This is a genomic window from Streptomyces sp. NPDC005866 (assembly GCF_040629895.1).
Lineage (GTDB): Bacteria > Actinomycetota > Actinomycetes > Streptomycetales > Streptomycetaceae > Streptomyces.
In genome coordinates, this window is sequence record NZ_JBEXWP010000040.1 from 30,265 (window position 1) to 54,115 (window position 23,851).

The following is a 23,851-nucleotide window of genomic DNA, read 5'->3' on the forward strand; positions in this document are numbered from 1 at the left end:
ACGAGCCGACGACGTCGCTGTGGCCTCGGAGGGTGTTGCGGGGTTCGCCGCTGTTCGCGTCCCACAAGCGCACGGTGCCGTCGCCGCTCCCGCTGGCGAGAACAGCGCCGTCCGGACTGAAGGCCAACGAGCCGACGACGTCGCTGTGGCCTCGGAGGGTGTTGCGGGGTTCGCCGCTGTTCGCGTCCCACAAGCGCACGGTGCCGTCGCCGCTCCCGCTGGCAAGGCTCTCGCCGTCCGGACTGAAGGCCAGCGACGCCGCGCCGCTTCGGCCTGGCAGGAGACCGCGGGGTTTGCCGCTGCCCACATCCCACAGGCGCGCGGTGCTGTCCACACCGGGGGTGGCGAGGGTTTTGCCGTCCGGGCTGAAAGCCACCGAAAGCATGGGGTCGATGTGGCCGCGGAGGATTCCGCGGAGTTTGCCGCTGTTTGCGTCCCACAGGCGCACAGTGCTGTCTTCGCTGCCGGTGGCGAGGGTTTTGCCGTCGGGACTGAAGGCTGCCGAACCCACAGTGCCCGTGTGACCGCGCAGGACGTGGCGGAGTTTGCCGTCCTCGGTGTTCCGCAGTTGCACGCTGTTGTCCAAGTTGGTGGTGACGAGCGTCTTGCCGTCCGGGCTGAACCCGAGCGCCCCGACAGTGTCGGAGAGGCCGCGCAGGACGCTACGTGTTTTGCCGCTGTCCACGTTCCAGAACCGTACGGTGTTGTCCCAGCTGCCGCTGGCGAGGGTTTTGCCGTCGGGGCTGAACGCCACTGCATCCACGGATTCGGTGTGCCCGGCGAGGCGATGACGCAGAGGAAGCGCGGCAGCGATGTAGAGGCTGGCGGTGGCTTCGGCCGTGGTATTGGCCTGGTGGGCCTGGACGGCCAGGAGCGAGGCCAAATCGGGATTGCTGTCCAACAACGTCGTGGACTGTGCGGCCAGTTGTCTTGACTGGGCCTGGCGCTGTGCGGCGAGGGCAGCCTGCTGTGCAGTGACAGCGTCCTGCCGTTGCCAGAAGGCCACGGCCGTGGCGATCAGGGCGAGTGCCAAAATGCCGGCCAGGAAGGAGTTGAGGCGGCGGGTACGACGAAGAGCAGACTGCTGATTCAGCTGGCTGGCCGTCAGGAACGTAGTGATGTCAACAGGAAGCGAGCGCTGACGAGCCCAGTCCAGCCCTTCCGCGAGTGTGGTTCCGACCAGCAGATCCCCGGTATGGCCGCTTTGCGCGTGGCGCGCCTTCTGCTCGGTAACGCGATGCAGCCAGACTTGAAATCGGTGGTCCTGGAGCACCCAATCGCGCAGGTCGTTCCAGTCGCGGATGAGAGCGTCGTGGATGAGCTCGGCCATTGGCTCACCTGGAGCACCACCGGACTGCGTTGCGGTACCGGTAGTGATGATGCGGTAGCGGGTCAACGCGGCCACCACGTCGTCAAAGACCGAATCAGCCGCTGAGCCCGTCAGCCTGGTGTCGACGGTCAGAGCACGTAGACGGGTGAGCGGAACCTGCCGGCGCGTTGCCGGGACGCCTTGGGCCTCGTCTCCGGGCCGCACCAGAGCGGTGAGTACCCGCTGCGCGGTCGGGTGGTGGTCGGCAGGGAGGTGGTTGATGGCGGTGTTGCACCAGATCGTCAGAGCACCGGTGACCTCGCCGATGCGCTGGTAGGCCCGGTGCGTGAGCCGGCCGTCCTCGCGGCGCTCCCACAGCTGACTCAGTGCCAGTTCCAGGGGCGCAAGGAGGGTGACGGGTGCCTGTCGCGCAGGGTCCGCGGCGAGCACATCGGAGATGATCCGCTCTGGCAGCCCGACCTCGAATCGCGCTCCTACTGCCTCGGCAGGCCGGGTGATGATCGCTTTCAGCTCCGAATTGTTCAGCGTGGCAGGAACGTTGAGCAATCCGGGCGCCGCGGCCTCCAGGAGCTGGGGAGCCGAAGCGGCCAGACGTGAATAGAAGTCGTCTCGCATGATCAGGACTACGCTGAGCGAGGGGCGCGACTTGATCGCCGCCACCAACTGCCGAACTGTGGACACGTGCTGGTCGTGCATTTGGCCATCAGCTGACTGGGGCGCCTGGGTGAGGAGTTCCTCGAACTGGTCGATGACCATAATCAGCCTGTCGCAGTCCGGGTCGGCGGCGAGGCGGCGCTCCACCGCCGGCACGATACCGTCACTCGCGGCTCCGGGGAGGCCGGCGCGTTCCAGCTCGGCCAGCAGGTCCTGGCCCGGGCGGGCGAGAAGGGGGAGCCAGCGGTCACTGCCGGGTAAGGCCCCTGCGGCGAGGGCCGGCAGGAGGCCGGCCTGGACTAGGGAAGACTTGCCTGCGCCGGAAGGGCCGAGCAGTAACAGCAGCCGTGGCTGTCGCTGCAGTGCCGCCAGCACGCTCTCCACGGCGCTCTCCCGGCCGTGGAACCGCCCGGCGTGCTCTGCGGTGAACGGCTCTAGACCTCGGTAAGGACACACCTGGTGCTCGACCAGCTCCGGCCGGACTTCCCGCAGGACCTCAGCGGGTGTGCTGTACGCAATGCCCAGACCCTTGAGGTGGGCGTCCGGGGCGGTGATCGAGGTGACCATGCCGATGACCAGACCGGTTAGCTCGTCCACGACCGGTGCGCCGCTAAACCCGGTCGTCAGGTCGTTCGCCTCGGACAACTGCAGCAGCGGGCCAGTACCGTGACTGTCGGGGAGGATGTCGCCAGCAGTGCCGTATCCGAAATGGCCGCCCGGGGGTGCTTGATCGGGGAAGCCGAACGAGGACACGCGATGCCCCCGACAGCCCGCCGCCCCCAGCGCCAGTGGCCATGCGCCCGCTGGAGCACTCTCCAGCCGTACGACGGCGATGTCTTCCGCTTCAGGCGGCCGCCACTGGTCGACGAGCACCCGACCTGCCACTCGCGGGGTGTCTCGGAGGTGCGGGAAGGCAAGTACTACCCGACCACCGGGGCTTGCTCCAGCATCTCGCGCGACGTGTGCACAGGTGACGGCGACGTCTTCCTCGATCAGGAAGCTTGCTCCGGCCACACGGCCGTCCTCCGCGAGGACCTGAGCGACCGAAGCTGGCACTGAAGACTGCCATGCGCCACCCTTCGTGGGATCGTCCTCAGCCCCAGCACGGCCGCTCCCGAGGCCCAATGGGAGGCTGTTCTCCTCGGGCACATTCCCGGCCCTCACCCCGTGCTGTCCATGGACGACTCCCCGCTATGCCACAACACGCGGACCTTGAGGTGAACTGCTGCCTCGCCCTTTGTGATGACGGCTCCGGCCTGGGCCGAGAGATTCACCCCGAACTCCACTTCCACCTCATCCGGTCCGGCTTGTCGCAACTGGTCCACCACCGTTCGTGCTGTCTCCCGAACTGGGGCCAGAGCATCCTGCAGCGTCTGCGGCAGCTCACGGATCGCCTCCCTGACCCGCCCCGCCTTCACCGGCCCGTCGACTTCCGGTGCCGCCTCGAAGAGCACGGTTCCGCCGCCCTCAAGTGGCATGCGTACAAGACTCTGCATCAATTCCCCCGAACACAGCCCAGCTGGAATGCACCGTAGCCACTCATCATGCCACCGAAGATACGATTCACCTTGAGGTCACCAGAACTTGCACACCCACCACTCACTTCAGCTGCACAGTCGCAGGGGGCTATCCTCAATTTTGCTGTCGGTAATCGACGGTTGCGCTATGCGATGATCGCTGGAGGGCAATTCGGTGGCGCAGGGGGGTGAATCCGGCTCGGCCCTTCACTTGCCTCGTGATCTCCTTCGTGCGCGTGTTGACGCCCTTGGTCGGCCGTTATGGTGCGGGGTGGTGAGGCTGGCATCGACGGCAGCGTCGAGTCCGAGATCCCGGGCACCGGCCGCGACGAGGTAGATCTCGCGTTTGTGGGTCGAGGTGGGCGGGGCCGGGCGGAACTGGATCACCATCCGGTAGGAGACGGCCGGATCGACGTAGACCTTGTGGAAGCCCGCGAGGCGGCCGGTCAGAGGCAGGCAGTCGTCGCTGCCTTGGACCAGGTTCTGCAGTTCCAGCAGCGCCAGGTCGCGGATTTCGTCGGGGAGTTGGCGCAGGTCCGCGATAGCGTCCGGGTGGGCGGCGAAGGCGAGGCCGGCGCGGCTCACGTCGGCCTCCGAGGGTCCGGCCGCTGGGCCGTTCCTGCCGACGTCGCGTTGCCCGTGTCGAGGCTGGCTTTCGGGATCGCGGAGGCACCCGCGGACCGGGTGAGGGCGGCGCGGGTCAGCCGGGCGGCGGCCTCACCGCGGTAGTCCGGCGGCTGCGGCAGCGGACTGCTGCGGTCTTCCAGCCAGCGCCGGGCGGCGGCCTCATCGGCGAAGGCGCCCAGCCTCTATACGGCATCCAGGCGATCACTCGGGCGTGATCGGCCGGAAGTCGGCAGAGGATGGGGGAGAGTCCTACAGGGAGGCGCTGGTACAGCACGGCGCCCCGGACCCTGGAGGAGACGATCATATGATCGACAGCGGTGACGGTGACGAACATGTACCCGTGCTGATTGCCGGGGGATCGCTCGTAGGACTGTCCGCATCGTTGTTCCTCGGGCGACTGGGTATCCGTCACCAGGTTGTCGAACGCCGCACGACGCTGTCGGGGCACCCGCGCGGCCGGCGCACCAACATGCGGACGATGGAACTCTTCCGGACCGCAGGCCTGGAGCCGGCGATGCGCCGGGCGGCGGGAAACCTGTCCCACAACCGGGGGATCCTCCGGGTGGACACGCTGCACGGCGAACGCCGAGAGTGGCTGCAGGCGCCGGTCACCGGCAGACCGCCCGAGCACGGTCTTTGTTCGGCAGTTCGCTGCGATTGCCCCCAGAGCGACCTCGAACCGGTGCTGCTGCGGAGCATCAGGGAACTCGGCGGGGACGTACGGTTCGCGACGGAGCTGATGTCGTTCACACAGGACGATCGTGGGGTAGCGGCTGTCGTGCGCGACACGGAGTCCGGTGAGTCCCGCACACTGCGCTCGGACTACCTGCTCGCAGCCGATGGAGCACGCAGCACCGTGCGCGAGCGGCTCGGCATCGGGCAGACGGGACCGGGAGTCCTGTTCCACCGCCTCAGCATCGTCTTCCGCAGCAGGATGTTGCGCGAGATGGTGGGGGAGGACCATTTCGTCCTGTGCTACGTCACCGATCCCGCGGGCCAGGGCGTGCTGCAGCCCGTGGACGACAAGGAGCGCTGGGTCTTCCAGCTGCCCTGGTTCCCCGAGAGGGGACAGACGGCCGAGCACTTCACCGACGAGCTGTGTACCGAGCACATCCGCGCGGCGGCCGGAATGCGCGACCTGGATATCGAGATCACCAGCAAGGCGCCCTGGTGCGCCGCGGAGCGGCTGGCGGACGCCTACCGGGACGGCAGGGTGTTCCTCGTCGGTGACTCGGCACACGAAATGCCGCCGACCGGAGCCTTCGGCGCCAACATCGGCATTCAGGACGCACACAACCTCGCGTGGAAGGTCGCCGCTGTCCTGCGCGGCTGGGCGGACCCCCGGCTCCTCGACACCTACGAGGCCGAGCGCCGCCCCCTGGCCCAGGCCATCAGTGCACGGTCGACCATCCAGGCACGCAGCGACCAGAACTCCGGTTACACCGCCAGGAAATCGGCGGGATACTCCGAGGTACCGATCACGGTGGCGCTGGGATACCGCTACACGTCCCCGGCGGTGGCCGGTGCCGACGGACCCGTCGTCCCCGACCTGTTGCGCCTGTGTGCCGACCCGGGCTCCCGCGCCCCCCACATGCAGGTCGTACGCGGCGGTGAGGTCCTCTCCACCATCGACCTGTACGAGCACTCCTTCGTCCTGCTTTGCGGGCGCCCGGACTGGTCCGAAGCGGCGCGCGGGGCGGCCGGACGGCTGGGTGTGCCGCTCGAGGCCCACCTCATCGGCCGGGGAGCCGCATACGACCTCGACACCGGAGAAGGTCCCGACTGGTCGGCCGTTCACGGGACGACACCCGACGGAGCGGTCCTCGTGCGCCCGGACGGCTTCGTGGCCTGGAGGACCGACGATGGACCTGCAGTCGACGGACGCGAACTGGACGACGTGATCCGGCGCCTGCTCGGACGGTGAACGACGGCCGTAGCTTTCCGTAATCAGGGTGACGCTCGGTCAGGGAGAGCAAGGCGGGGTCCGGAGACTTCGCCGGCCTGGAGGGCGGCGAAGTCGGCGTGGGCCTGTTCGACGGCTTCGGGGTACGCCTCGCGCTCGGCGTGCTCGGCGAGCGCCCGGTAGACGCCGAGCACGAGACCCTGCTCAATCACCTCTGCGCCGGGGCGAGCGGCGCCTTCAGTGAGGCCCTGCGCGCTCATCTGGCCGCGACACACGGCTCGCCGGGCAGCCGCAGCAGCGATCGCTGACGCAGCGGACGGCGCACCCGCCTACCTACGCATACCGAGGAATTTCACGTCACCATGCTCGAAACCGTGCAGCCGACCTGTCCTCCCACCGCCTCCCGCCCGCGTTCCTGGGCGGTGGTCGCCGCGGCGATGTTCGTCTGCGGCTGGGGCGGCAACCAGTTCACCCCCCTGCTGCTGATGTACCGCCGGCTCGGTGGCTACTCGGCGCTGAGCGTCGACGCCTTCCTGGGCGCATACGTCGTGGGGCTGGTGCCCGGGCTGCTGCTCGCCGGGCCGATCTCGGACCGGCGCGGCTGCCGGACGGTGCTGGTGGCCGGGACGGCAGCCTCAGCCGTGGCAAGCCTGGTGCTGGCCTTCGGCACCGACGGCCCTTGGCCCATCTACGGCGGCCGGCTACTGACCGGCGTCGCGGTGGGCATCGCCATGGCGGTGGGCACCAGCTGGGTCAAGGAGCTGTCCAGCAGCACGGATTCCGGGCTCGCGGCGCGGCGCGCCTCGCTCTGCCAGACAGCGGGCTTCGGACTCGGCGCAGGTGTCGCGGGTGCACTGGCCCAATGGGGACCGTGGCCACGACAGCAGTCATCCTGCCGCCCACTGCCTGGGCACGGAGCGCGGACGCCGAACCCGCCCCAATTTTCCCGCCCCAACGCGAGGCCCGAAGGGCCGCTGGATGACTCAGGAAGAAACGCACCCTCTACGATTGGGTCATCCCCGGCGTGGATTAGATCCGCCTCTTCGGTCGCGCCCTGCCCCGACCTGCGTGCCGAAGCGGCCGTCCGCCGGCAGGAGATCCTCTACTCAGCCCTGTGCCAGCTCCGCCACCGGCTGCCACTTCTCCCACGTCGCCAGACGTTGCTCGTAGTCGGCCTTCGCGATACCGAGCGGTACCGTACCGAGGAAGCATCGTAGCGGCGGCTCAGCGGCATCCACGAGCTTCAGGACGGCTGCGGCGGATGCATTCGGGTCACCCGGGGTGCCGACGCGCTTGCGGCGCTGCTCCTGCACCTGCTCGTGGTAGTCCGCGTACGCTGGCAACTGTTCTGACCTGCGCGACGAGGAACCGGCCCAGTCGGTGGCGAACCCGCCAGGCTCGATCAGCGTTACCTTGATGCCGAACGACGCTACCTCCTGGGCCAGCGACTGGCTGATTCCTTCGAGCGCCCACTTTGATGCGTGGTAGATGCCGACCAACGGGAAGGCGCTGATCCCACCTATAGAGGAAACCTGCAGAATGTGACCGCTACCCTGCTCGCGCAGGAACGGCAGCGCCGCCTGGGTGACCCACAACGCCCCGAACAGGTTGGTCTCCAACTGCGCGCGGGCCTCCGCCTCGGTGATCTCCTCGACCATCCCGAAGTGGCCATACCCGGCGTTGTTGACCACCACGTCGAGGCGCCCGAATCGCTCGTGCGCTTGCCGTACCGCGGCGAAGTCGGCGTCGCGGTCCGTGACATCGAGTTGCAGAGGCAGGAACCGCTGTCCGTAGGTCGCGACAAGATCGTCCAGCGTGGACAGATCACGCGCCGTCCCGGCCACCGAGTCACCGCGTTCCAGCGCCGCGATCGCCCACTCCCGCCCGAAGCCCCGCGAGGCACCTGTAATGAACCAGTTCTTCTGTGTCATGGCGTATTCCCCATCATCTGACGCTGCTTCCCCGTGATTTCGCGGCGATATCTGATCTGGCCCCCGGGACAGAGGTTCAGACCGGCCGTGGGAGCCACACGAGTAGGGTCGGCCCCGTTGATCACCTGCTCGTGCGCGCTTCGCGCTCGGCCTGCGCCGTCCATCCGGCGCCGGGCGACACAAGATCGACCACACACTCGCTGGCCTTCGACAGGCGGCGGCCAGTTCGGCAATCTTGTCGGTCGGCCTGATCAGGATATGGCGAGTGATCTTACCTGCTGGCGCCTTCCCAATCTCGCACGTTCAACCCCGAACAGCGCGAGGCTGTAAGTCTCCGCGGTCATCGACCACACCAATTGTCGCACCACGTCGTCGGCGAGACCGCCCACCCCAGCGTCAACTGGGTCACCGGGCCGCCCGGGCATCTGGTCATGGACCTCCGGTACGCCTTCGTCACGGTCACGCACCTGATCAGGGACCGCGACAGCACGCACCCTGAACCGTTCCGGGTTTGATCGAGACTCTAGGTCGTGACTGTGACCTGGGGTTTCATGGTTTCGCGGTAGTACTTGGTCTCGTATTCCGAGCCCGGTGGCCGACGGGTTCCTGCCGCCGGACATCCTTCTCGCTCACCTCCTCGTCGTCGCGGTGGCGGTCACCGCGGTGGGCACCGGGCCGCGCGCCACCGCGATGATCGGGGCACTGGCGGTTCTCGCACTGGTCTGGGCCGGCCTGGAGCGCCGGACACTGGCCACCGAGAGTGTCCTGGTCGAACTCTCCGTCCTCCTCGCCGTCTGTGCCTTCCTCTTCCTGTTCACTCGTCTACGGGACCGGCGCGAACGCGAACTGGTCCGGGTCCGCTCGGTATCCGACGCGGCACAGCGCGTCGTACTGCGGCCTCTGCCGCAGCGGACCGGATCCGTCACTCTTGCCTCGCAGTACCGCAGCGCCGATGCGGACGCGACCATCGGCGGCGACCTGTACGCCGCCGCCCGGATCCCCGGCTCCACGCGGCTGCTCATAGGAGACGTCCGGGGCAAGGGACTCCCCTCCATCAGCGACACCGCGATCGTGCTGGGCGCCTTCCGCGCCGCCGCACATCGCCGGATCCCGCTGCCGGAGCTGGTCGCCTACATCGAGGACGCCGTCCCCCGTTGAGGCATGCGCGGGCACGGGGAGTGGGCCGGTGAAGTGTGCGCTTCGCTACGACATGGTGGAGTTCACGACGCAGTCGGGTGTGGACGTCAGCTACCGGAGGCCAGTGGTGGAGCTGGCGGGGATCAATTTTGGCAGCGAAGGAGTGGAGCTTGCGGCGTAAGCCGCGTCGGCGCTGTCCCTCGGGTGTTGAGACCGGCATACGGTGCACAGCTGTCCACGCATGCCGCGGTGAGGGCGTGATAGTTATTTGGTGGCACCGCATTTGGATGTACGTCTAGGGTGGTTGCTGTTCGAGCGGCGACCTTGTGGTTGTCGCCGGTGGTCCGGCTTGGGAGGTGTTGACCGATGGCTGTTGTTGCGATGGGCGCTGCCCGCATCCAGAAGTTCATCAAGTCCACCTCCGTGGCCTCCGGCTGACCGACTCTCTTCCGCGCGCCTATTGATCGGCGCTAGGCCGGGGCCGCCCTTGTGAAGGGTCACCCCTTGTCTTTCTCTTCTCCCTTGGTCTCTTCCTCGTCGCACCCTCTCGCTCCGTACGGCTGGGATGTGGACTGGGAAGCCGAGTTCGCTCCATATGCCGAACAGGGTCTCCTGCCCGGCCGTGTCGTACGGGTCGACCGTGGCCAGTGCGACGTCGTCACCCCTGCTGGTGTCGTCCGAGCCGACACCGAGTTCGTCGTTCCCCACGACCCGATGAAGGTCGTGTGCACGGGGGACTGGGTCGCCGTCGACCCCGAAGGCAGTGACCCGCGGTACGTACGGACGCTGTTGCCCCGTCGTACCGCCTTCGTGCGCTCGACCTCGTCGAGGCGTTCCGAGGGCCAGGTTCTGGCCACTAACATCGATCATGTAGTCATCTGTGTGTCGCTCGCGGTCGAATTCGACCTCGGGCGGATCGAGCGGTTCCTGGCGCTTGCCATGTCCTGTTCGAGTGGTGAGGCCCTGCTGTATAAGTCGGCACTCTCCTGGGAGTCCGGGGCTCAGCCGGTCGTGGTCCTCACCAAGGCAGACCTCGTCCCGGACCCGGTGACGCTCGGGCATCTGGTGGAGGACGTCGAGACGAGCGCGCCCGGTGTGCCGGTCCTCACCGTCAGCGCGGTGGCGGGGGAGGGCCTGGACGCCCTCGTCGCCCTCGTCCGCTCGGGTACGTCCGTACTGCTCGGCCAGTCCGGCGCGGGCAAGTCCACTCTCGCCAACGCGCTGGTGGGCGAGGACGTGATGGACGTCCAGGCCGCCCGGGACGTCGACGGCAAGGGCCGCCACACCACGACCACCCGCAACCTGCTGGCGCTGCCGGGAGGGGGAGTGCTGATCGACACCCCTGGGCTGCGAGGCGTGGGCCTGTTCGACGCCGGGACCGGGGTCGGGCAGGTGTTCTCCGAGATCGAGGAACTGGCACAGGGATGCCGGTTCTCCGACTGCGAGCACGAGAGCGAGCCGGGCTGCGCGGTCCGCCTCGCGGTGGAGACCGGGGAACTGCCCGTGCGCCGGCTGGAGAGCTACCGCAAGCTGATGCGGGAGAACCGGTGGATCGTCGCGAAGACGGACGCGCGGCTCCGGTCCGGGATCAAGAAGGACTGGAAGAAGAGGGGCGCGGAGGGGAAGGCGGCGATGGAGGCCAAGAGGGGGCGGTGGCGGTAGTCGTCCGAAGGCGGGTGCGTGGGGGCTGATCGACCCCGGCGGCGGAGCCGCATATCGGTACACCGCCGGTAGGCGGCCCCATCTCGCCCGGCCCCCAGTGTCACGTCCGATTCCCGCCAGCTCCGTCCCTCCGCATCGCTCACACTTGAAGCGTGATGGACGAAGACACCAGGTACGAGGCGGTGCGCAGCCGGGACGGCCGGTTCGACGGCGCGTTCTTCTTCGCCGTGCGGACCACCGGCATCTACTGCCGTCCCAGCTGCCCCGCCGTCACCCCCAAGCGGCACAACGTCCGCTTCTTCCCCACCGCCGCCGCGGCACAGGGTTCCGGCTTCCGGGCCTGCCGCCGGTGCCGCCCGGACGCCGTGCCCGGGTCCGCCGAGTGGAACGCCCGCGCCGACGTCGTCGGCCGGGCCATGCGGCTGATCGGCGACGGCGTCGTGGACCGGGAGGGCGTCGGCGGCCTCGCCGACCGGCTCGGCTACAGCGCCCGCCAGGTGCAGCGGCAGCTCGTCGCCGAGCTCGGCGCCGGCCCGGTCGCCCTCGCCCGGGCCCAGCGGGCCCACACCGCACGCGTGCTGCTCCAGACCACCGAGCTGCCGATCACGGAGATCGCGTTCGCGAGCGGGTTCGCGAGCGTGCGGCAGTTCAACGACACCGTCCGCGCCGTGTACGCCACGACCCCGAGCGAGCTGCGCGAGGCGGCGCCCGGCGGCCGGGACGCCCGGCGCGGCTCGCCGGCCGCCGGGATCCCGCTGCGGCTCGCCCACCGCGGCCCGTACCAGGCCGGCCCCGTCTTCGACCTGCTGGAACGAGAGGCCGTGCCCGGCGTGGAGGAGGTCACCGGCGTCCCCGGCGCCCGCACCTACCGCCGGACCCTGCGACTGCCGTACGGCCATGCCGTCGTGGCCGTCGAGGAGCGCGGCGGTACCACCACCTCGGTCAGCGGTGCCCATCCCGGCGGCTGGCTCGACGCCCGGCTGCGCCTCACCGACCCACGTGACCTGACCACCGCCGTACAGCGACTGCGCCGGCTGTTCGACCTCGACGCCGACCCGTACGCCATCGACGAGCGACTCGCCGACGACCCACGGTTCGCCCCGCTGGTCGCCGCGCGGCCGGGGCTGCGCTCACCCGGCGCCGCGGATCCGGCCGAGGCCGCCGTACGGGCCCTGGCCGGCACCGCCGGCACCGAGCGGCTGGTCCAGCGGTACGGCAAGGTGATCGACGCGCCCTCCGGCAGCCTCACCCACCTCTTCCCGGAGCCCGCCGTGCTCGCCGAGGCCGAGCCGGACGGCAGCCTCGGCGCGCTCGCCGCCGCGCTCGCGGACGGCACGGTACGGCTGGACCCGGGCGCCGACCGGGAAGACGCGGAGGCGGCTCTGCGGGCCCTGCCCGGAGTGGAGCCGGCGGTCGTCGCCGCGATCCGCGTCCGCGCGCTCGGCGATCCCGACGTGGCCGCGCCCGGCCTGGACATACCGGACGACTGGCGGCCCTGGCGGTCGTATGCCGTCCGGCACCTGCTTGTGGAAGGAGAGCTGAGGAACTGATGGGTGTCACCTACTGGACGCGGATCGCTTCGCCGGTCGGGGAGTTGCTCCTGACCGCCGATGAGAACGGGGCGTTGACGTCGCTCTCCGTCCCCGGGCAGAAGCGCGGCCGGAGCGTCGAGGCGGGGTGGCTCGCGGACGCGGGGCCCTTCCGTGCGGCCGAGGAGCAGCTCGCCGCCTACTTCGCCGGTGAACTCAAGGAGTTCCAGCTGGAGTTGAGCGCGCACGGGACCGAGTTCCGGGAGCGGGTGTGGGGTGCGCTGGATGGCGTTCCGCACGGGGGGACGACGACGTACGGGGAGATCGCCGCACGGATCGGGTCGTCCAGGATGGCGGTTCGGGCGGTCGGCGGGGCGATCGGGGCCAACCCGTTGCTGATCGTGCGGCCTTGTCATCGGGTGATCGGTGCGGACGGGTCGATGACCGGGTACGCGGGGGGACTTGAGCGAAAGGTGTGGCTGCTGACACTGGAGGGAGGGGCGGCGGTCGGTTAGCGCCCTGAAGGGGCGCGGGGAACCGCGCGAGCCCCCACGCACCACCCGCGGCCGGGGTGCGGCCCGTTCCTCCATGGCGCCGCTCCGCCGGGCACGCGCTCCGCCACCCGAGTGGTCCCCCGGTCAAGTTGCCGCCACGCTCATCATCCGTATGTCACCTTCCCCTCCAGTAGGCCTTCGGAAGGGCGGGTGTGGATGGGCAAGGTCGGGCGGGTTCTCGGCGCGGCGCTGCTGTTGGTGGTGGGGACGACGGTGCGGGCCGGTGCCGAATCCGGCCCTTCGCTCTGGGCGGGGAGCTGGGCGACCGCGCCTTCCGGTACCGCCCCCGCCGTTCCCGGCGCCGCCTACCGCAACGTCGTCCATCTCAGCGTCGGAGGCAGTGCCGTACGGCTCCGGATCAGCAACCGGCTCGGCAGCGCACCGCTGCGGCTCGGCGCGGTCACCGTCGCTCTGCGCCGGGGCACCGGCCCGGACGCCGTACCCGGGTCGATGCGCGGTGCCACCTTCGCCGGCGCCGGCACCGCCGTCGTACCCGTCGGGCAGGACCTGGTCAGTGATCCGGTACCGCTCGCCGTCCCGGCCGCCGCCGACCTGCTGGTCACCGTCGAGACCCCGGGCGACTCCGGTCCCGCCACCTACCACCGTGTCGCACTCCAGACCAGCTACCTCGCCAGGCACGGTGCCGGCCGGGCGGCTGACGAGGACGGGGCCGCGTACACCCGGACCACCGGGAACTGGTACTACGTCACCGGTGTCGACGTGCGGAGTGTGGCCCTCGGCAGTGTGGTCGCCTTCGGCGACTCCCTCACCGACGGCAACGGCTCCACCTTCGGCGCCAACCACCGCTGGCCCGACCGCCTCGCGGAACGGCTGCGCCCCTTCCGGATCGGCGTCCTCAACGCCGGGATCTCCGGCAACCGGCTGCTGACCGACAGCACCGGAGGGCCGGGCGCCCTGAACCGGCTGGACGCCGACGGGCTCGCCCGGGCGGGTGTGCGGACCCTGGTCGTCCTCGAAGGCATCAACGACATCAAGGGCACCCCGGAGGCCACGAACCCCGCTGACTTCCTGGGTGCCTACCGGACCATCGTGGCCCGCGCCCACGCACGCGGGATCCGGGTCGTCGGCGCCACGCTCACGCCGTACGCCGGGTTCAGCGGCTACACCGAGGCCCGGGAGGCCGTACGACAGCGGGTCAACGCGCTGATCCGCACCCGGCACGTCTTCGACGCGTACGTCGACTTCGACGCCGTCGTCCGCGACCCGCAGCATCCGGCGCGCATCCGGCCCGCCTACGACCCCGGCGACCATCTGCACTTCAACGACGCCGGCATGGGCGCCCTGGCCGCCGCCGTCCGGCTCGTCGACCTGCTCTGAGGTAGATCCCGGCGGGCCGCCCCGGTCAGTCCCGGGCCACCCAGCCGCGCTCGTAGGCGTGCCAGCCCAGTTGCAGCCGGGTCGTCACCCCGGCGAGCTCCATCAGCCGCTTCACCCGGCGCTGTACGGTCCTGAGGCCCAGGTCGAGCTGTTTGGCCACGCTCACGTCGGTCAGCCCGGCCAGCAGGAGTGACAGCACCTCCAGATCGGTGGCGTCGGGCGCGTCCGGCTGCTCCTCGGTCACCCCGGACGTGCCGAGGCGCAGCGGCAGGGCCGTACGCCAGACCGACTCGAATAGTTCGGACAGCAGCTCCAGTAGGCCGCTGGCGTGCACCACGAGCGCGGCGGGCTCCGAGGTGTGCGAGGTGAGCGGGACCATCGCGAGTGCGCGGTCCGCCACGACCAGTTTCGTCGGGACCCGCTCCACCACCCGCACCCGCTCGTCCCGGCCCAGCGCCGCCGTCAACTCCGTGATCCCGTGCGGCAGATCCAGCACCGACCGCTCCACCACCACCCGGTAGCGCACCCCCCGGCCGGCCGCCTGCTCCTCCGCCTCGTTCTCCATCCCGGACACCACCACCGGGTTGCCGGTGACCAGCGCGCACACCTCGTCACCGGCGCCCAGTTGGAGCTGGAGGAAGCGCTGGGCGACGGCCGGGGCGCCGGTCACCACCTCCACCAGGTCGTGCACCGCCGGCTCGGCGGCCGCCGCCCGGTACTCCTCGGCCAGCAGCGCCGCGGCCAGCTCCGCCTTCTCCAGCTCGTGCCGCTGCTGGGTGAGCAGCGCACCCAGCGCCACCCCCGGCGGCGCCGCCACCCAGCGGCCCGGCCGGCCCGAGGACTGGGCCGCCAGGCCGTGCCGCTCCAGCCGGCGCAGCGCGCGCTCGGTGTCCGGCTCGGTCAGCGTCAGGCGCCGCGCCAGATCGGGCACGTCGGCGGCGCCCACGGAGACCAGCGTCCGGTACGCCGACTCGTCCCTCTCGTCCAGACCGAGCGCTGCCAGCATCGACCCGCGTTCCTCCTTCGCCGTCGGGCGCCATGGCGGGAACCGGCCACGGCGCAAACCCGCCGCAGCACATCATCGCCGTACCGCCGGTCACTCTGCCAAGATCACGTCACCGCGGCACCTTCACACGGGATCCAGACCCGCGATTCACGGCTGGTCGTAAGGAACACCCGTCACAATCTGGCCTCCGGCCGGCGCCACCGCGTCCGGCCCTGCGAACGGTGGCCCGGGCCCATGACCCGCGCACGCGTGGGGGATCCGGGGCCGGGTCACTCAGGTGTCGCCGGGTGGTTCTCCCGTGGGGGGTGGGACCACCCGGCGGCTCATACGTGTCATCCGTGCCGTCCCTCACCCGTATCTCCCGCGTGTCCTCGACTCCCTTTCCTCGCACGGGTGTTCAGGGTGTCCCTCGACATGCCGTTCGACACCGGGTCGGCTGCGGGATTTTCCTGATGCCCCGTTTTCATCCGGCCGGTGCGGTGGACAATCAGGGGCATGAGTCAGCCAGGGGGTAGGCCCACACGTCATGAGGACGACTGGTGGGGGGAGTTGTACGACGACTCCACCGAGGACACCGGCCCCACGGCCGCACCCGATTCCCTGGACGACCGCTTCGCCTCGGCGAAGAACACGGTGGCGGGACGGGGTCGGCGGGGCGTCGCCGACGAACCGGGCGCCGCTCCGGTGCCGCCGGCCGCTGCGGTGCCGTCCGCGACTGTGCCGACGCCGCCGACCGTGCCGGCGCAACGCGCGGCCGCCGCTCCCGCCGCCGAGCCACCCGGCGAGGACACCGCGGCCGCCCGGAAGCCCTGGCCGTGGGACGAGGAGGATCAGGAGTTCCTGGAGGCGGAGGGCGACGCCTGGGCGGACTCCCACCCCGCCACCCGGCCCGACCTGGCCACGCTCCCGCCGCACTCCGCCCCGGCCGCCCCGGTCTCCTCCGTGGAGTACGTCGGCTCCGGCCCGCCCACCTACGACGCCGAACCCACCGCCCTGCCCGCCGCCGACCCCGACGAACTCGGCGACCTGGTCGCCGACACCGTGCTGGACGGCGCCTGCTATGGCACCTGCACCCTGCGGGCCGTCTCCCAGCGTGGCGACTCCGCCCGGTACCGGGGTCAGCCGCGCCGCGACGCCCTGCTCACCGCCCGGTTCGGGGCCGGCGACCAGGCGCTGCTCCTGGTCGCGATGGCCACCGGCGCCCGGGCCACCCCCGGTGCCCACCGGGCCGCCGCCGAGGCGTGCGAGTGGATCGCCCGGGCCGTGGGCCGCAGCCACCAGCGGCTGACCGAGGACATACAGGCCGCCCGGCGCGGCGACCTCAAGTCCGGGCTGCACCGGCTCACCGACCGCACCCTCGGCAAACTCCGCGCCAGCGCCGCCGAACAGGGCATCGCCGCCGACGAGTACGCGGCCAGCCTGCGCTGCCTGCTCATCCCCGCCCAGCTCCAGTGCCGTACCCGGGTCTTCTTCGGCGTCGGGGAGGGTGGACTGTTCCGGCTCCGGGACGGCGAGTGGCAGGACATCGAACCGCGCGTCGAAACCGACACCGTCGGCGAGGCCGTGGTCGACTTCGGGTCGCCGCCCGCCGAGAGCCCGGAGGGCGACCGGCTCACCATGGACCTCGGCATCCCGACCCCGCCGAGCCCCTACGAACCGGCCCCCGAGCCGCCTCGCGACCCGTTCCTCTTCCGGGCCTCGGTAGCCCGCCCGGGTGATGCCCTCGTGATGTGCAGCGGCGGGCTCGCCGACCCGCTGCGCGGCGAGCCCGCCCTCTGCGCCTATCTGGCCCGACGCTGGTCCGGCCGTACCCCGCCGGGCCTCGCCGCGTTCCTCGCGGACGCCCAGGTACGGGTGAAGGGCTACGCCGACGACCGTACGGCGGCGGCCGTCTGGGAGGCGTGACGGCGGTCTCTGTGCGTGGATGGGAGATATCCGCCCACAGGGAAGGGGCATCCGTCCGCCATGGCCAAGCAGAACGTCGCCGAGCAGTTCGTCGACATCCTCGTCCGCGCCGGAGTACGCCGCCTCTACGGCGTCGTCGGCGACAGCCTCAACCCGGTCGTCGACGCCGTCCGCCGCAACTCCGCCATCGACTGGATCCACGTCCGCCACGAGGAGACCGCCGCCTTCGCGGCGGGCGCGGAGGCCCAGGTCACCGGGAAGCTGGCGGCCTGCGCCGGCTCCTGCGGCCCGGGCAACCTGCACCTCATCAACGGCTTGTACGACGCCCACCGTTCGATGGCCCCGGTCCTCGCCCTCGCCTCGCACATCCCGTCCAGCGAGATCGGCCTGGGCTATTTCCAGGAGACCCACCCCGACCGGCTCTTCCAGGAGTGCAGCCACTACAGCGAGCTGATCTCCAGCCCCAAGCAGATGCCCCGGCTGCTCCAGAGCGCCATCCAGCACGCGGTCGGCCGCAGTGGGGTGAGCGTGGTGAGCCTGCCGGGCGACATCGCCGACGAGCCCGCCCCGGAGCATCCCGCCGAGGCCGCGATCGTCACCTCCCGGCCCACCGCCCGCCCCGGCGATGAGGAACTCGACAAGCTCGTCGCGATGATCGACGCGGCGGACAAGGTGACGCTGTTCTGCGGCAGCGGCACGGCCGGCGCGCACGCGGAGGTCATGGAACTCGCCGGGAAGATCAAGTCCCCGGTGGGCCACGCCCTGCGCGGCAAGGAGCACATCCAGTACGACAACCCGTACGACGTCGGCATGAGCGGACTGCTCGGCTACGGCGCCGCCTACGAGGCCACCCACGAGTGCGACCTGCTGATCCTGCTCGGCACCGACTTCCCGTACAACGCCTTCCTCCCCGACGACGTGCAGATCGTCCAGGTCGACGTCCGCCCCGAGGTGCTCGGCCGCCGCTCCCGCCTTGACCTGGCGGTGTGGGGCGATGTGCGCGAGACGCTGCGCTGTCTGGTGCCGCGGGTGCGGACCAAGGAGAACCGGCGGTTCCTCGACCGGATGCTCAAGAAACACGCGGACGCGCTGGAGGGGGTGGTGAAGGCGTACACCCGGAATGTCGAGAAGCACGTCCCGATCCACCCCGAGTACGTGGCCTCCGTGCTCGACGAGCTCGCCGACGAGGACGCGGTGTTCACGGTCGACACCGGCATGTGCAACGTCTGGGCGGCCCGCTACATCTCGCCCAACGGCCGCCGCCGGGTGATCGGTTCCTTCTCGCACGGCTCGATGGCCAACGCGCTGCCGATGGCGATCGGCGCGCAGTTCACCGACCGGCGGCGGCAGGTCGTGTCGATGTCCGGGGACGGCGGCTTCGCCATGCTGATGGGCGACTTCCTGACACTCGTGCAGTACGACCTGCCGGTGAAGGTCGTACTGTTCAACAACTCGGCTCTCAGCATGGTCGAGTTGGAGATGCTGGTCGCGGGCCTGCCCTCGTACGGCACCACCAACGTCAACCCGGACTTCGCCGCCGTCGCCCAGGCCTGCGGTGCCTACGGGGTGCGGGTCGAGAAGCCCAAGCAGCTCGCCGGTGCGCTGAAGGACGCCTTCAAGCACAAGGGGCCGGCCCTGATCGACGTCGTCACCGACCCCAACGCGCTGTCCATCCCGCCGAAGATCAAGGCCGAGATGGTCACCGGCTTCGCGCTCTCCGCGTCCAAGATGGTCCTCGACGGAGGCGTGGGCCGGATGCTCCAGATGGCCCGCTCCAATCTGCGCCACGTGCCGAGGCCTTAGGGCGTGTCGTCTGGATCAGGCCGGCGTCGCGGGGTCTGGCACGCACTCCCCCAGAGGGGGTGCCCCCAGCCGCGTTGTCGTCACTCGCCGACGTCCCCCAGCCTTCGGCCGGGGGTGCCCCCACCGCGTCGCCCGCCGCGGTGGCGGCTGATTGTCCACGCCTCCTCCGCCTTGCAGCTGCACGCACCAGACCCCGCTCGACTCGGTCAAGACGTACCGCACCTCACAGCCGGCCTGATCCAGACGACACCCCCTGGCTCACCCCTCGACCGGCACCCACTGGCGGACGCCGTTCACGAAGCCGTACCAGTAGTGCGGCAGGCCCTTGATGGCGCTGGTGCGGAACGGCCGGCCGTGGTCGTCGACGCGGACCGTGCCGGAGCGGCCCTGGGACGACCAGTCCAGTTCGATATACCAGCGGCAGTCGCAGCCCTCGGTGCCGGCGTTGACCCGCAGTACCTCCGGGTCCGTGGACGAGACCCGGTAGGGCAGACGCATGGTCGAGACGGTCTGCCCGTCCGGGCCCTCGCCGGCCACCGGGCGGGCGATGGGGCGGTCCTTGTCCAGGTCGACGTCGAAGTAGCGCGGGGTGAGCCCGCCGCCGCAGCCGTCGGCCATCGAGTAGGCGACGCCCGGTGCGGGCGCCGTACGGCCGACCACACGCACCCGCAGGTCCTCCAGGACGACGGCGGTGGACGAACGGCCCTGCACCGAGATCTGGACGATCGTGTCGCCGCCGTGCACCGCGTTCTGGGTGGCCGCCCAGGTGCCGGCGTCCTGCGGGGCGGGCGGCGGCGGGACCTGCGCCGGCTGCTTGTCGATGACGTAGTCGTGGTCGCAGCCCAGTTCCCAGACCTGGGAACTGGCGGTCCAGGTGAGGGGGACGGCGGTCGCGGTGGGGGTGTCCGACGTGCTCGGGGCGGTGGAGGCGGAGGGGGTCTTGGTGCCGTCCGGCGAGGGGGACCGTGAGGGGCTGGGCGAGCGGGGGTCCGGTGTCGGGGTGACGGGCGTGGCGTCGGGGCGCTCGGCGTCACCGGCTGCGGTCCTGGGGGAGGAGCCGGGGGACCGGGCCGCGGTGCCGGTGGGCGGCCGGTCGTCGGAGAGGGCGGACAGACTGCCCAGCGTCACCAGGAGGACGGTGGCCACGGCCGAGGCGACCAGGGTGCGGCGCCGGCGGTACCAGGGCCGTGGCGCGGGCCGCGGCACCGGCTCCTCTCCGGACTCCACCACGGCTTCCGGGGGTTGGGCTTCCGCTTCGGTCGCTTGGGTTCCGGTGTCCTCCACTGTGCGCGGTCGCTGCCGTGCCGCCACCGCCCGCAGCCAGCGCTCGTGGAGTTCGAGCCGTTCCTCCGGTGACGCTCCGCAGAACGCGGCCAGGCGCTCGACCGGAGCGAAGTCCAGCGGCACCGCCTCGCCCGCGCAGTAGCGATGCAGGGTGGAGGTGTTCATGTTCAGGCGGCGGGCCAGGGAGCCGTAGCTCCGGTCCGTACGGTCCTTCAACTGCCGCAGCAGCGCCGCGAACTCCTCGACGTCCTCGCGCACGGGCACCTTCCCCGGTCGTCCGTATCCCAGGCACTCTTATACCTGCACGTCAGCAGGGCTGGGATGGTTCCAGGGCGGCAAAGCGGGCGGTAGCCGTTGCGGTTGCCGCAGGTGACCGCCGATGCTTCTGGTGTCGCACCGACCAGGGCCGGACCGACCAGCCGGCGCCGTCAGCGGCATCCCACACCCATGCACCGATCCAACGGGGGACCACCCATGCCCAAGCGCACCCGAGCAGGCGCGCTCACCCTACTCGCCGGCGCCGCACTGGCCGTCGGCACCGCGCTCGCCGCCCCGGCGGCGGCCGCACCGAAGCCGCCCGGCTTTCTCGCGGCGGCCGACCTGCCGCCGCACCCGAGCTCGTCCTGGACGGCCGGCAAGGTCGCCGCGGGCGTGCCGGAGGCGGTCAAGCAGGACACCTGCCTGGGCATCGCGCTCGGCGGCGGCCAGAACACCTGGTACCGGGAGTTCCGCACGGACCTCGACACCACCGCCCGTCAGGTCAGCGTCGAACTGGCCAGTGTCAGCGGCGCGAAGGGCCGGTTCGCGAAGCTGGACGAGGACATCGTGTCCTGCGCGTACCGGATCGAGATGGAGGACCCGGAGACCCGGGCCGCCTTCCAGGACCACGGCGACCTGCCCGTAGGGGACGGCGCCCATGTCTACGCCCTGCACACCGAGACCTCCTGGGGTGCCAGTGACATCCGGCTGCTGTCGATCGGCCGGGACGGGAGCACCGTCACGGTCGTGGACTGGGGGCAGCTGGGCGGCTTCCAGGACGCCCCGGTGAAGGCGTTCAAGAGGACGACCACCACGGCCGTCCAGAAGCTGCACCACTGAAAGACGGGGGCCGTCCTCCCGCTCGGGGGAGGGGAGGACGGCCCCGACACACACCACGTGTCGACCACGTACGGAAATCCACGTACGGAAATCCAAGTACAGAAAACGGGGAACAGACATGAGCACCAAGACCCGCACCGTCCTCACCGCCGGCGTGCTCGCCGTGGCCCTCGGGCTCGGCGTCACGGCCCAGGCCTCGGCCGGCGCTCCGCGCAGCGTCAGCGGCGACCCGTCCGACAACCTCACCCGGATCGCCGACTTCTACGGCGCCTACATCGACGCCGTGAACGACCCGGACGCAAGCGGCGACCTGCCCACCGCGCTGCGCGCCTACTACATCGACCCGGCCTACCTGAAGCAGGTGGAGGCCTGGGAGGACCAGGAGCACGCCAACGGGGTGCTGCAGGCCCAGAACACCCCGCTCAAGTGGAAGGTCACCGCCAACGGCACGGCGAAGAACCACACCGAGGCCGTCATCACCCTCACCTGGAGCCGTGACACGACCACGAAGCTGATCGTCGACATGAGCCGCGACACCCACAAGATCATTCACATCGGCACCACGGGCCTCGGGAGCAAGTAGGCGGAAGGGTAGGTTTCGGCCAGGTTCGTCGGTGCCGTGGACCGCGTGAATCAGCTCGGGGGGTTGCGCGAGGGGCTGTTTCACGCCGGGTCCGCGGCACCGTTGGCGCGTACGGGGCGGTCCGGGAGACGACGGCTGGGCCGGGGCCGGTCCGGGACATGGCCGAACACCCGGTCGTCATCGGCGTGACATGACTGGCCCGTGCCCGAGCGGGCATGGATCCCCGTGAACGTGTTCGATCAGGAGGGGATCCGGTCAACAGCGTGCGGGCGGGGGTCATGAACAGTCAGGCACGAGGGGGCGGTCCCGTCGCCATCGGGGCCTCCTCGGCGGGGACGGCGGGGGAAGAGAGCGACACGACGGAACGGGGACACCCGTCACAGCTCAGGCGCCGGCTGGGGCGGTCGGATCTGCGGGCGGTGCCCGAGGCGCGCAGGGAACTGCGGGAGCTGCTGCGGCACTGGGGGAATCCGGGCCGCTCGGAGATCGCGGAACTGCTCACCAGTGAGCTCGTCACCAACGCTCTCGTCCACACCGACCGCGAGGCCGTGCTGACGGCCGTCGTGGGACCGGGCCAACTGCGCGTGGAGGTGCGGGACTTCGTGGGCCGCCGGCCGCGCGTGTGCGCCCCGGACGCCGGGGACGGCACCCACGGCCGGGGCCTGGTGCTGGTCGACTCCCTCGCGGACGCATGGGGTGTCCAGGCGCACGAGGTGGGCAAGTCGGTGTGGTTCGAACTGGACGCGGGGGCCGCCTGAGGGCGCCTTCTCACAACGGGACGGGGGCGCGACCCCGATGGTCACGCCCCCGTCCCGAGGTGCTGTCCGGCAGCAGGTGCTCAACCGAACTGCTGCTCAAGGTCCTTGAGCTTGCGCTCCAGGGAGTCGAGGCGCGGCAGCGCCATTGTGTCGTCCTCCGCGGTCAGGTCGACGGTGATCGGGTCAGATCCTTTGCGGACCGGCTGAAGGGAGGGCCGAGGGCGTACGGGCAGCTGCTCCGGCGCCGGTATGGCAGGCTCCGCAGTGGCCTGGGAGGGACCGCGCTCGACCTCGTGCACCTCGACCTGCCGGCCGACGCGCCCGGCGAAGCCGCGGTGGCCCCGGCTGATGGCCTTGAGCTGGGCGCGCTCCAGACGGTCGTGCTCGCGGCGGCGCAGTCGGTTCTCCTCCTTCTGCCGCATGTCGTCGCGCACCTCCTCGACCGCCTCGTCCAGGCTGCGCACGCCCTCCAGGAGCATCAGCGACCAGGCCCTGTAGGTCTCGCGGGGGGCCCGCATCCAGCGCACGATGCGGATCTGCGGCAGCGGGCGAGGCACCAGGCCCTGCTCCCGCAGGGCGGCCTTGCGGGTCTGCTTGAGCGCGCGGTCGAAGAGGACGGCCGCCGAGAGCGACATGCCGGAGAAGAACTGCGGAGCACCGTCGTGGCCGATGCCCCGGGGCGCGTGCACCCAGTTGAACCAGGCCGCGGCTCCCGCGAACGTCCACACCAGTATCCGGGAGCCGAGCGCGGCGTCACCGTGGCTGGCCTCGCGCACCGCGAGGACGGAGCAGAACATCGCCGCACCGTCCAGGCCGAACGGCACGAGGTACTCCCAGCCGCCGGAGAGGCCGAGGTTCTCCTGGCCGAAGCCGACGAGTCCGTGGAAGGAGAGGGCGGCGGCCACCGCCGCACAGCAGAAGAGGAGCACATAGGAGGCGGTGCCGTATATGGCCTCCTTGCGCCTGCGGCGCTCCTCGCTGCGCTCCCAGGAGTCGTCCTTCGCGTGCTCCCCGCCGGACCGCTTGGAGCGCGTCAGCACCGCCACCGCGACCAGCACGCCCACGAGCAGTACGGCGCCCGGAAGCAGCCAGTTCAGCGATATGTCGGTCAGTCTCATCTAGGGGGTCCCTTGCATTGGGATAGGGCGTATCGCCCGCCATAGTGGCCCAATCCCGCCGGCCCTCAGGGGGTTTCGGGGCAAGAGACCGCCAAGGAAGTGCAAGGGGTTGCC

General features: G+C 70.6%; 21 protein-coding genes. 14 read left to right on the plus strand and 7 right to left on the minus strand.

The genetic code is table 11. The features are described 5' to 3' along the window. The 3 genes from ABZ396_RS38090 to ABZ396_RS38100 all read right to left on the minus strand — a co-directional run. A partial coding sequence (locus ABZ396_RS38090) for a trypsin-like peptidase domain-containing protein (protein WP_358926440.1) occupies positions 1 to 3,040 on the minus strand: 3,040 nt, incomplete at its 3' end. A 104-nt stretch (positions 3,041 to 3,144) separates the two neighbouring features. Continuing rightward, entirely contained in the window at positions 3,145 to 3,462 is a 318-nt protein-coding gene (locus ABZ396_RS38095) for a CU044_2847 family protein (protein ID WP_358926441.1), read from the minus strand. Between the two features lie 246 nt (positions 3,463 to 3,708). Next, the gene (locus tag ABZ396_RS38100; RefSeq protein WP_358926442.1) at positions 3,709 to 4,086 is read right to left on the minus strand and encodes a hypothetical protein; all 378 of its coding nucleotides are present in this window, start codon (positions 4,084 to 4,086) and stop codon (positions 3,709 to 3,711) included. A 346-nt stretch (positions 4,087 to 4,432) separates the two neighbouring features. Here ABZ396_RS38100 and ABZ396_RS38105 point away from each other — a divergent pair, with 346 nt between their 5' ends. From ABZ396_RS38105 to ABZ396_RS38115, 3 genes are all read left to right on the plus strand, one after another. Next, complete coding sequence (locus tag ABZ396_RS38105; protein ID WP_358926443.1) at positions 4,433 to 6,052, plus strand: FAD-dependent monooxygenase; 1,620 nt, start codon at positions 4,433 to 4,435, stop codon at positions 6,050 to 6,052. Positions 6,053 to 6,150: 98 nt separating this feature from the next. After that, entirely contained in the window at positions 6,151 to 6,339 is a 189-nt protein-coding gene (locus ABZ396_RS38110; RefSeq protein WP_358926444.1) for a hypothetical protein, read from the plus strand. 54 nt (positions 6,340 to 6,393) lie between these two features. Then, complete coding sequence (locus ABZ396_RS38115) at positions 6,394 to 7,248, plus strand: MFS transporter (protein WP_358926445.1); 855 nt, start codon at positions 6,394 to 6,396, stop codon at positions 7,246 to 7,248. On the opposite strand, the gene ABZ396_RS38120 is transcribed toward ABZ396_RS38115, so the two are convergent. Next, positions 7,138 to 7,962: an SDR family oxidoreductase gene (locus ABZ396_RS38120; protein ID WP_358926446.1), complete on the minus strand. Its 825-nt coding sequence runs from the start codon at positions 7,960 to 7,962 to the stop codon at positions 7,138 to 7,140. The genes ABZ396_RS38115 and ABZ396_RS38120 overlap by 111 nt on opposite strands. Positions 7,963 to 8,318: 356 nt before the next feature. Between ABZ396_RS38120 and ABZ396_RS38125 the strand changes: the two genes are divergently transcribed. The 6 genes from ABZ396_RS38125 (at position 8,319) to ABZ396_RS38150 (ending at position 14,182) form a co-directional block, all read left to right on the plus strand. Next, on the plus strand, positions 8,319 to 8,477 hold the full coding sequence (locus ABZ396_RS38125) for a hypothetical protein (RefSeq protein ID WP_358926447.1): 159 nt from the start codon (positions 8,319 to 8,321) through the stop codon (positions 8,475 to 8,477). A gap of 76 nt (positions 8,478 to 8,553) precedes the next feature. Beyond that, positions 8,554 to 9,120, plus strand: a complete 567-nt coding sequence (locus tag ABZ396_RS38130; RefSeq protein ID WP_358926448.1) for a SpoIIE family protein phosphatase — start codon at positions 8,554 to 8,556, stop codon at positions 9,118 to 9,120. 501 nt (positions 9,121 to 9,621) lie between these two features. Beyond that, complete coding sequence (rsgA, locus tag ABZ396_RS38135) at positions 9,622 to 10,761, plus strand: ribosome small subunit-dependent GTPase A (protein WP_358926449.1); 1,140 nt, start codon at positions 9,622 to 9,624, stop codon at positions 10,759 to 10,761. 155 nt (positions 10,762 to 10,916) lie between these two features. Then, the gene (locus ABZ396_RS38140; RefSeq protein ID WP_358926454.1) at positions 10,917 to 12,311 is read left to right on the plus strand and encodes an AlkA N-terminal domain-containing protein; all 1,395 of its coding nucleotides are present in this window, start codon (positions 10,917 to 10,919) and stop codon (positions 12,309 to 12,311) included. Continuing rightward, positions 12,311 to 12,805 (plus strand): methylated-DNA--[protein]-cysteine S-methyltransferase, encoded by a 495-nt coding sequence (locus tag ABZ396_RS38145; RefSeq protein ID WP_358926450.1) that lies wholly within the window; start codon positions 12,311 to 12,313, stop codon positions 12,803 to 12,805. Before ABZ396_RS38140 ends, ABZ396_RS38145 begins: the two co-directional genes overlap by 1 nt. A gap of 195 nt (positions 12,806 to 13,000) precedes the next feature. Continuing rightward, positions 13,001 to 14,182 (plus strand): SGNH/GDSL hydrolase family protein, encoded by a 1,182-nt coding sequence (locus tag ABZ396_RS38150; protein ID WP_358926451.1) that lies wholly within the window; start codon positions 13,001 to 13,003, stop codon positions 14,180 to 14,182. 25 nt (positions 14,183 to 14,207) lie between these two features. On the opposite strand, the gene ABZ396_RS38155 is transcribed toward ABZ396_RS38150, so the two are convergent. Beyond that, on the minus strand, positions 14,208 to 15,188 hold the full coding sequence (locus ABZ396_RS38155) for a helix-turn-helix domain-containing protein (protein ID WP_358926452.1): 981 nt from the start codon (positions 15,186 to 15,188) through the stop codon (positions 14,208 to 14,210). A gap of 495 nt (positions 15,189 to 15,683) precedes the next feature. Between ABZ396_RS38155 and ABZ396_RS38160 the strand changes: the two genes are divergently transcribed. After that, positions 15,684 to 17,093, plus strand: a complete 1,410-nt coding sequence (locus tag ABZ396_RS38160; RefSeq protein WP_359186896.1) for a protein phosphatase 2C domain-containing protein — start codon at positions 15,684 to 15,686, stop codon at positions 17,091 to 17,093. Between the two features lie 60 nt (positions 17,094 to 17,153). Continuing rightward, the gene (locus tag ABZ396_RS38165) at positions 17,154 to 18,896 is read left to right on the plus strand and encodes a pyruvate dehydrogenase (RefSeq protein ID WP_358926671.1); all 1,743 of its coding nucleotides are present in this window, start codon (positions 17,154 to 17,156) and stop codon (positions 18,894 to 18,896) included. Positions 18,897 to 19,154: 258 nt separating this feature from the next. Here the strand turns inward: ABZ396_RS38165 and ABZ396_RS38170 are convergent, their stop codons facing one another. Beyond that, positions 19,155 to 20,444, minus strand: coding sequence for a helix-turn-helix domain-containing protein (locus tag ABZ396_RS38170; protein ID WP_358926670.1), 1,290 nt, complete (start codon positions 20,442 to 20,444; stop codon positions 19,155 to 19,157). Positions 20,445 to 20,654: 210 nt separating this feature from the next. Here ABZ396_RS38170 and ABZ396_RS38175 point away from each other — a divergent pair, with 210 nt between their 5' ends. The 3 genes from ABZ396_RS38175 to ABZ396_RS38185 all read left to right on the plus strand — a co-directional run bounded on the left by ABZ396_RS38175 (position 20,655) and on the right by ABZ396_RS38185 (position 22,619). Next, positions 20,655 to 21,278, plus strand: a complete 624-nt coding sequence (locus ABZ396_RS38175; protein ID WP_358926669.1) for a hypothetical protein — start codon at positions 20,655 to 20,657, stop codon at positions 21,276 to 21,278. A 118-nt stretch (positions 21,279 to 21,396) separates the two neighbouring features. After that, the gene (locus ABZ396_RS38180; protein WP_358926668.1) at positions 21,397 to 21,861 is read left to right on the plus strand and encodes a hypothetical protein; all 465 of its coding nucleotides are present in this window, start codon (positions 21,397 to 21,399) and stop codon (positions 21,859 to 21,861) included. A 278-nt stretch (positions 21,862 to 22,139) separates the two neighbouring features. Beyond that, entirely contained in the window at positions 22,140 to 22,619 is a 480-nt protein-coding gene (locus tag ABZ396_RS38185; RefSeq protein WP_358926667.1) for an ATP-binding protein, read from the plus strand. Positions 22,620 to 22,699: 80 nt separating this feature from the next. On the opposite strand, the gene ABZ396_RS38190 is transcribed toward ABZ396_RS38185, so the two are convergent. After that, a complete protein-coding gene (locus tag ABZ396_RS38190; RefSeq protein WP_358926666.1) occupies positions 22,700 to 23,737 on the minus strand; it encodes a DUF2637 domain-containing protein in 1,038 nt (345 codons plus the stop codon). Positions 23,738 to 23,851: the final 114 nt, after the last annotated feature.

Bases quoted from the DNA above. Each gene is read 5' to 3' on its own strand.
- ABZ396_RS38120 (WP_358926446.1), bottom strand. From the start codon at position 7,962: ATGACACAGAAGAACTGGTTCATTACAGGTGCCTCGCGGGGCTTCGGG.
- ABZ396_RS38180 (WP_358926668.1), top strand. From the start codon at position 21,397: ATGAGCACCAAGACCCGCACCGTCCTCACCGCCGGCGTGCTCGCCGTG.
- ABZ396_RS38160 (WP_359186896.1), top strand. From the start codon at position 15,684: ATGAGTCAGCCAGGGGGTAGGCCCACACGTCATGAGGACGACTGGTGG.
- ABZ396_RS38105 (WP_358926443.1), top strand. From the start codon at position 4,433: ATGATCGACAGCGGTGACGGTGACGAACATGTACCCGTGCTGATTGCC.
- ABZ396_RS38115 (WP_358926445.1), top strand. From the start codon at position 6,394: ATGCTCGAAACCGTGCAGCCGACCTGTCCTCCCACCGCCTCCCGCCCG.
- ABZ396_RS38150 (WP_358926451.1), top strand. From the start codon at position 13,001: ATGGGCAAGGTCGGGCGGGTTCTCGGCGCGGCGCTGCTGTTGGTGGTG.
- ABZ396_RS38190 (WP_358926666.1), bottom strand. From the start codon at position 23,737: ATGAGACTGACCGACATATCGCTGAACTGGCTGCTTCCGGGCGCCGTA.
- ABZ396_RS38155 (WP_358926452.1), bottom strand. From the start codon at position 15,188: ATGCTGGCAGCGCTCGGTCTGGACGAGAGGGACGAGTCGGCGTACCGG.
- ABZ396_RS38185 (WP_358926667.1), top strand. From the start codon at position 22,140: ATGAACAGTCAGGCACGAGGGGGCGGTCCCGTCGCCATCGGGGCCTCC.
- ABZ396_RS38095 (WP_358926441.1), bottom strand. From the start codon at position 3,462: ATGCCACTTGAGGGCGGCGGAACCGTGCTCTTCGAGGCGGCACCGGAA.
- ABZ396_RS38175 (WP_358926669.1), top strand. From the start codon at position 20,655: ATGCCCAAGCGCACCCGAGCAGGCGCGCTCACCCTACTCGCCGGCGCC.
- ABZ396_RS38145 (WP_358926450.1), top strand. From the start codon at position 12,311: ATGGGTGTCACCTACTGGACGCGGATCGCTTCGCCGGTCGGGGAGTTG.
- ABZ396_RS38140 (WP_358926454.1), top strand. From the start codon at position 10,917: ATGGACGAAGACACCAGGTACGAGGCGGTGCGCAGCCGGGACGGCCGG.
- ABZ396_RS38165 (WP_358926671.1), top strand. From the start codon at position 17,154: ATGGCCAAGCAGAACGTCGCCGAGCAGTTCGTCGACATCCTCGTCCGC.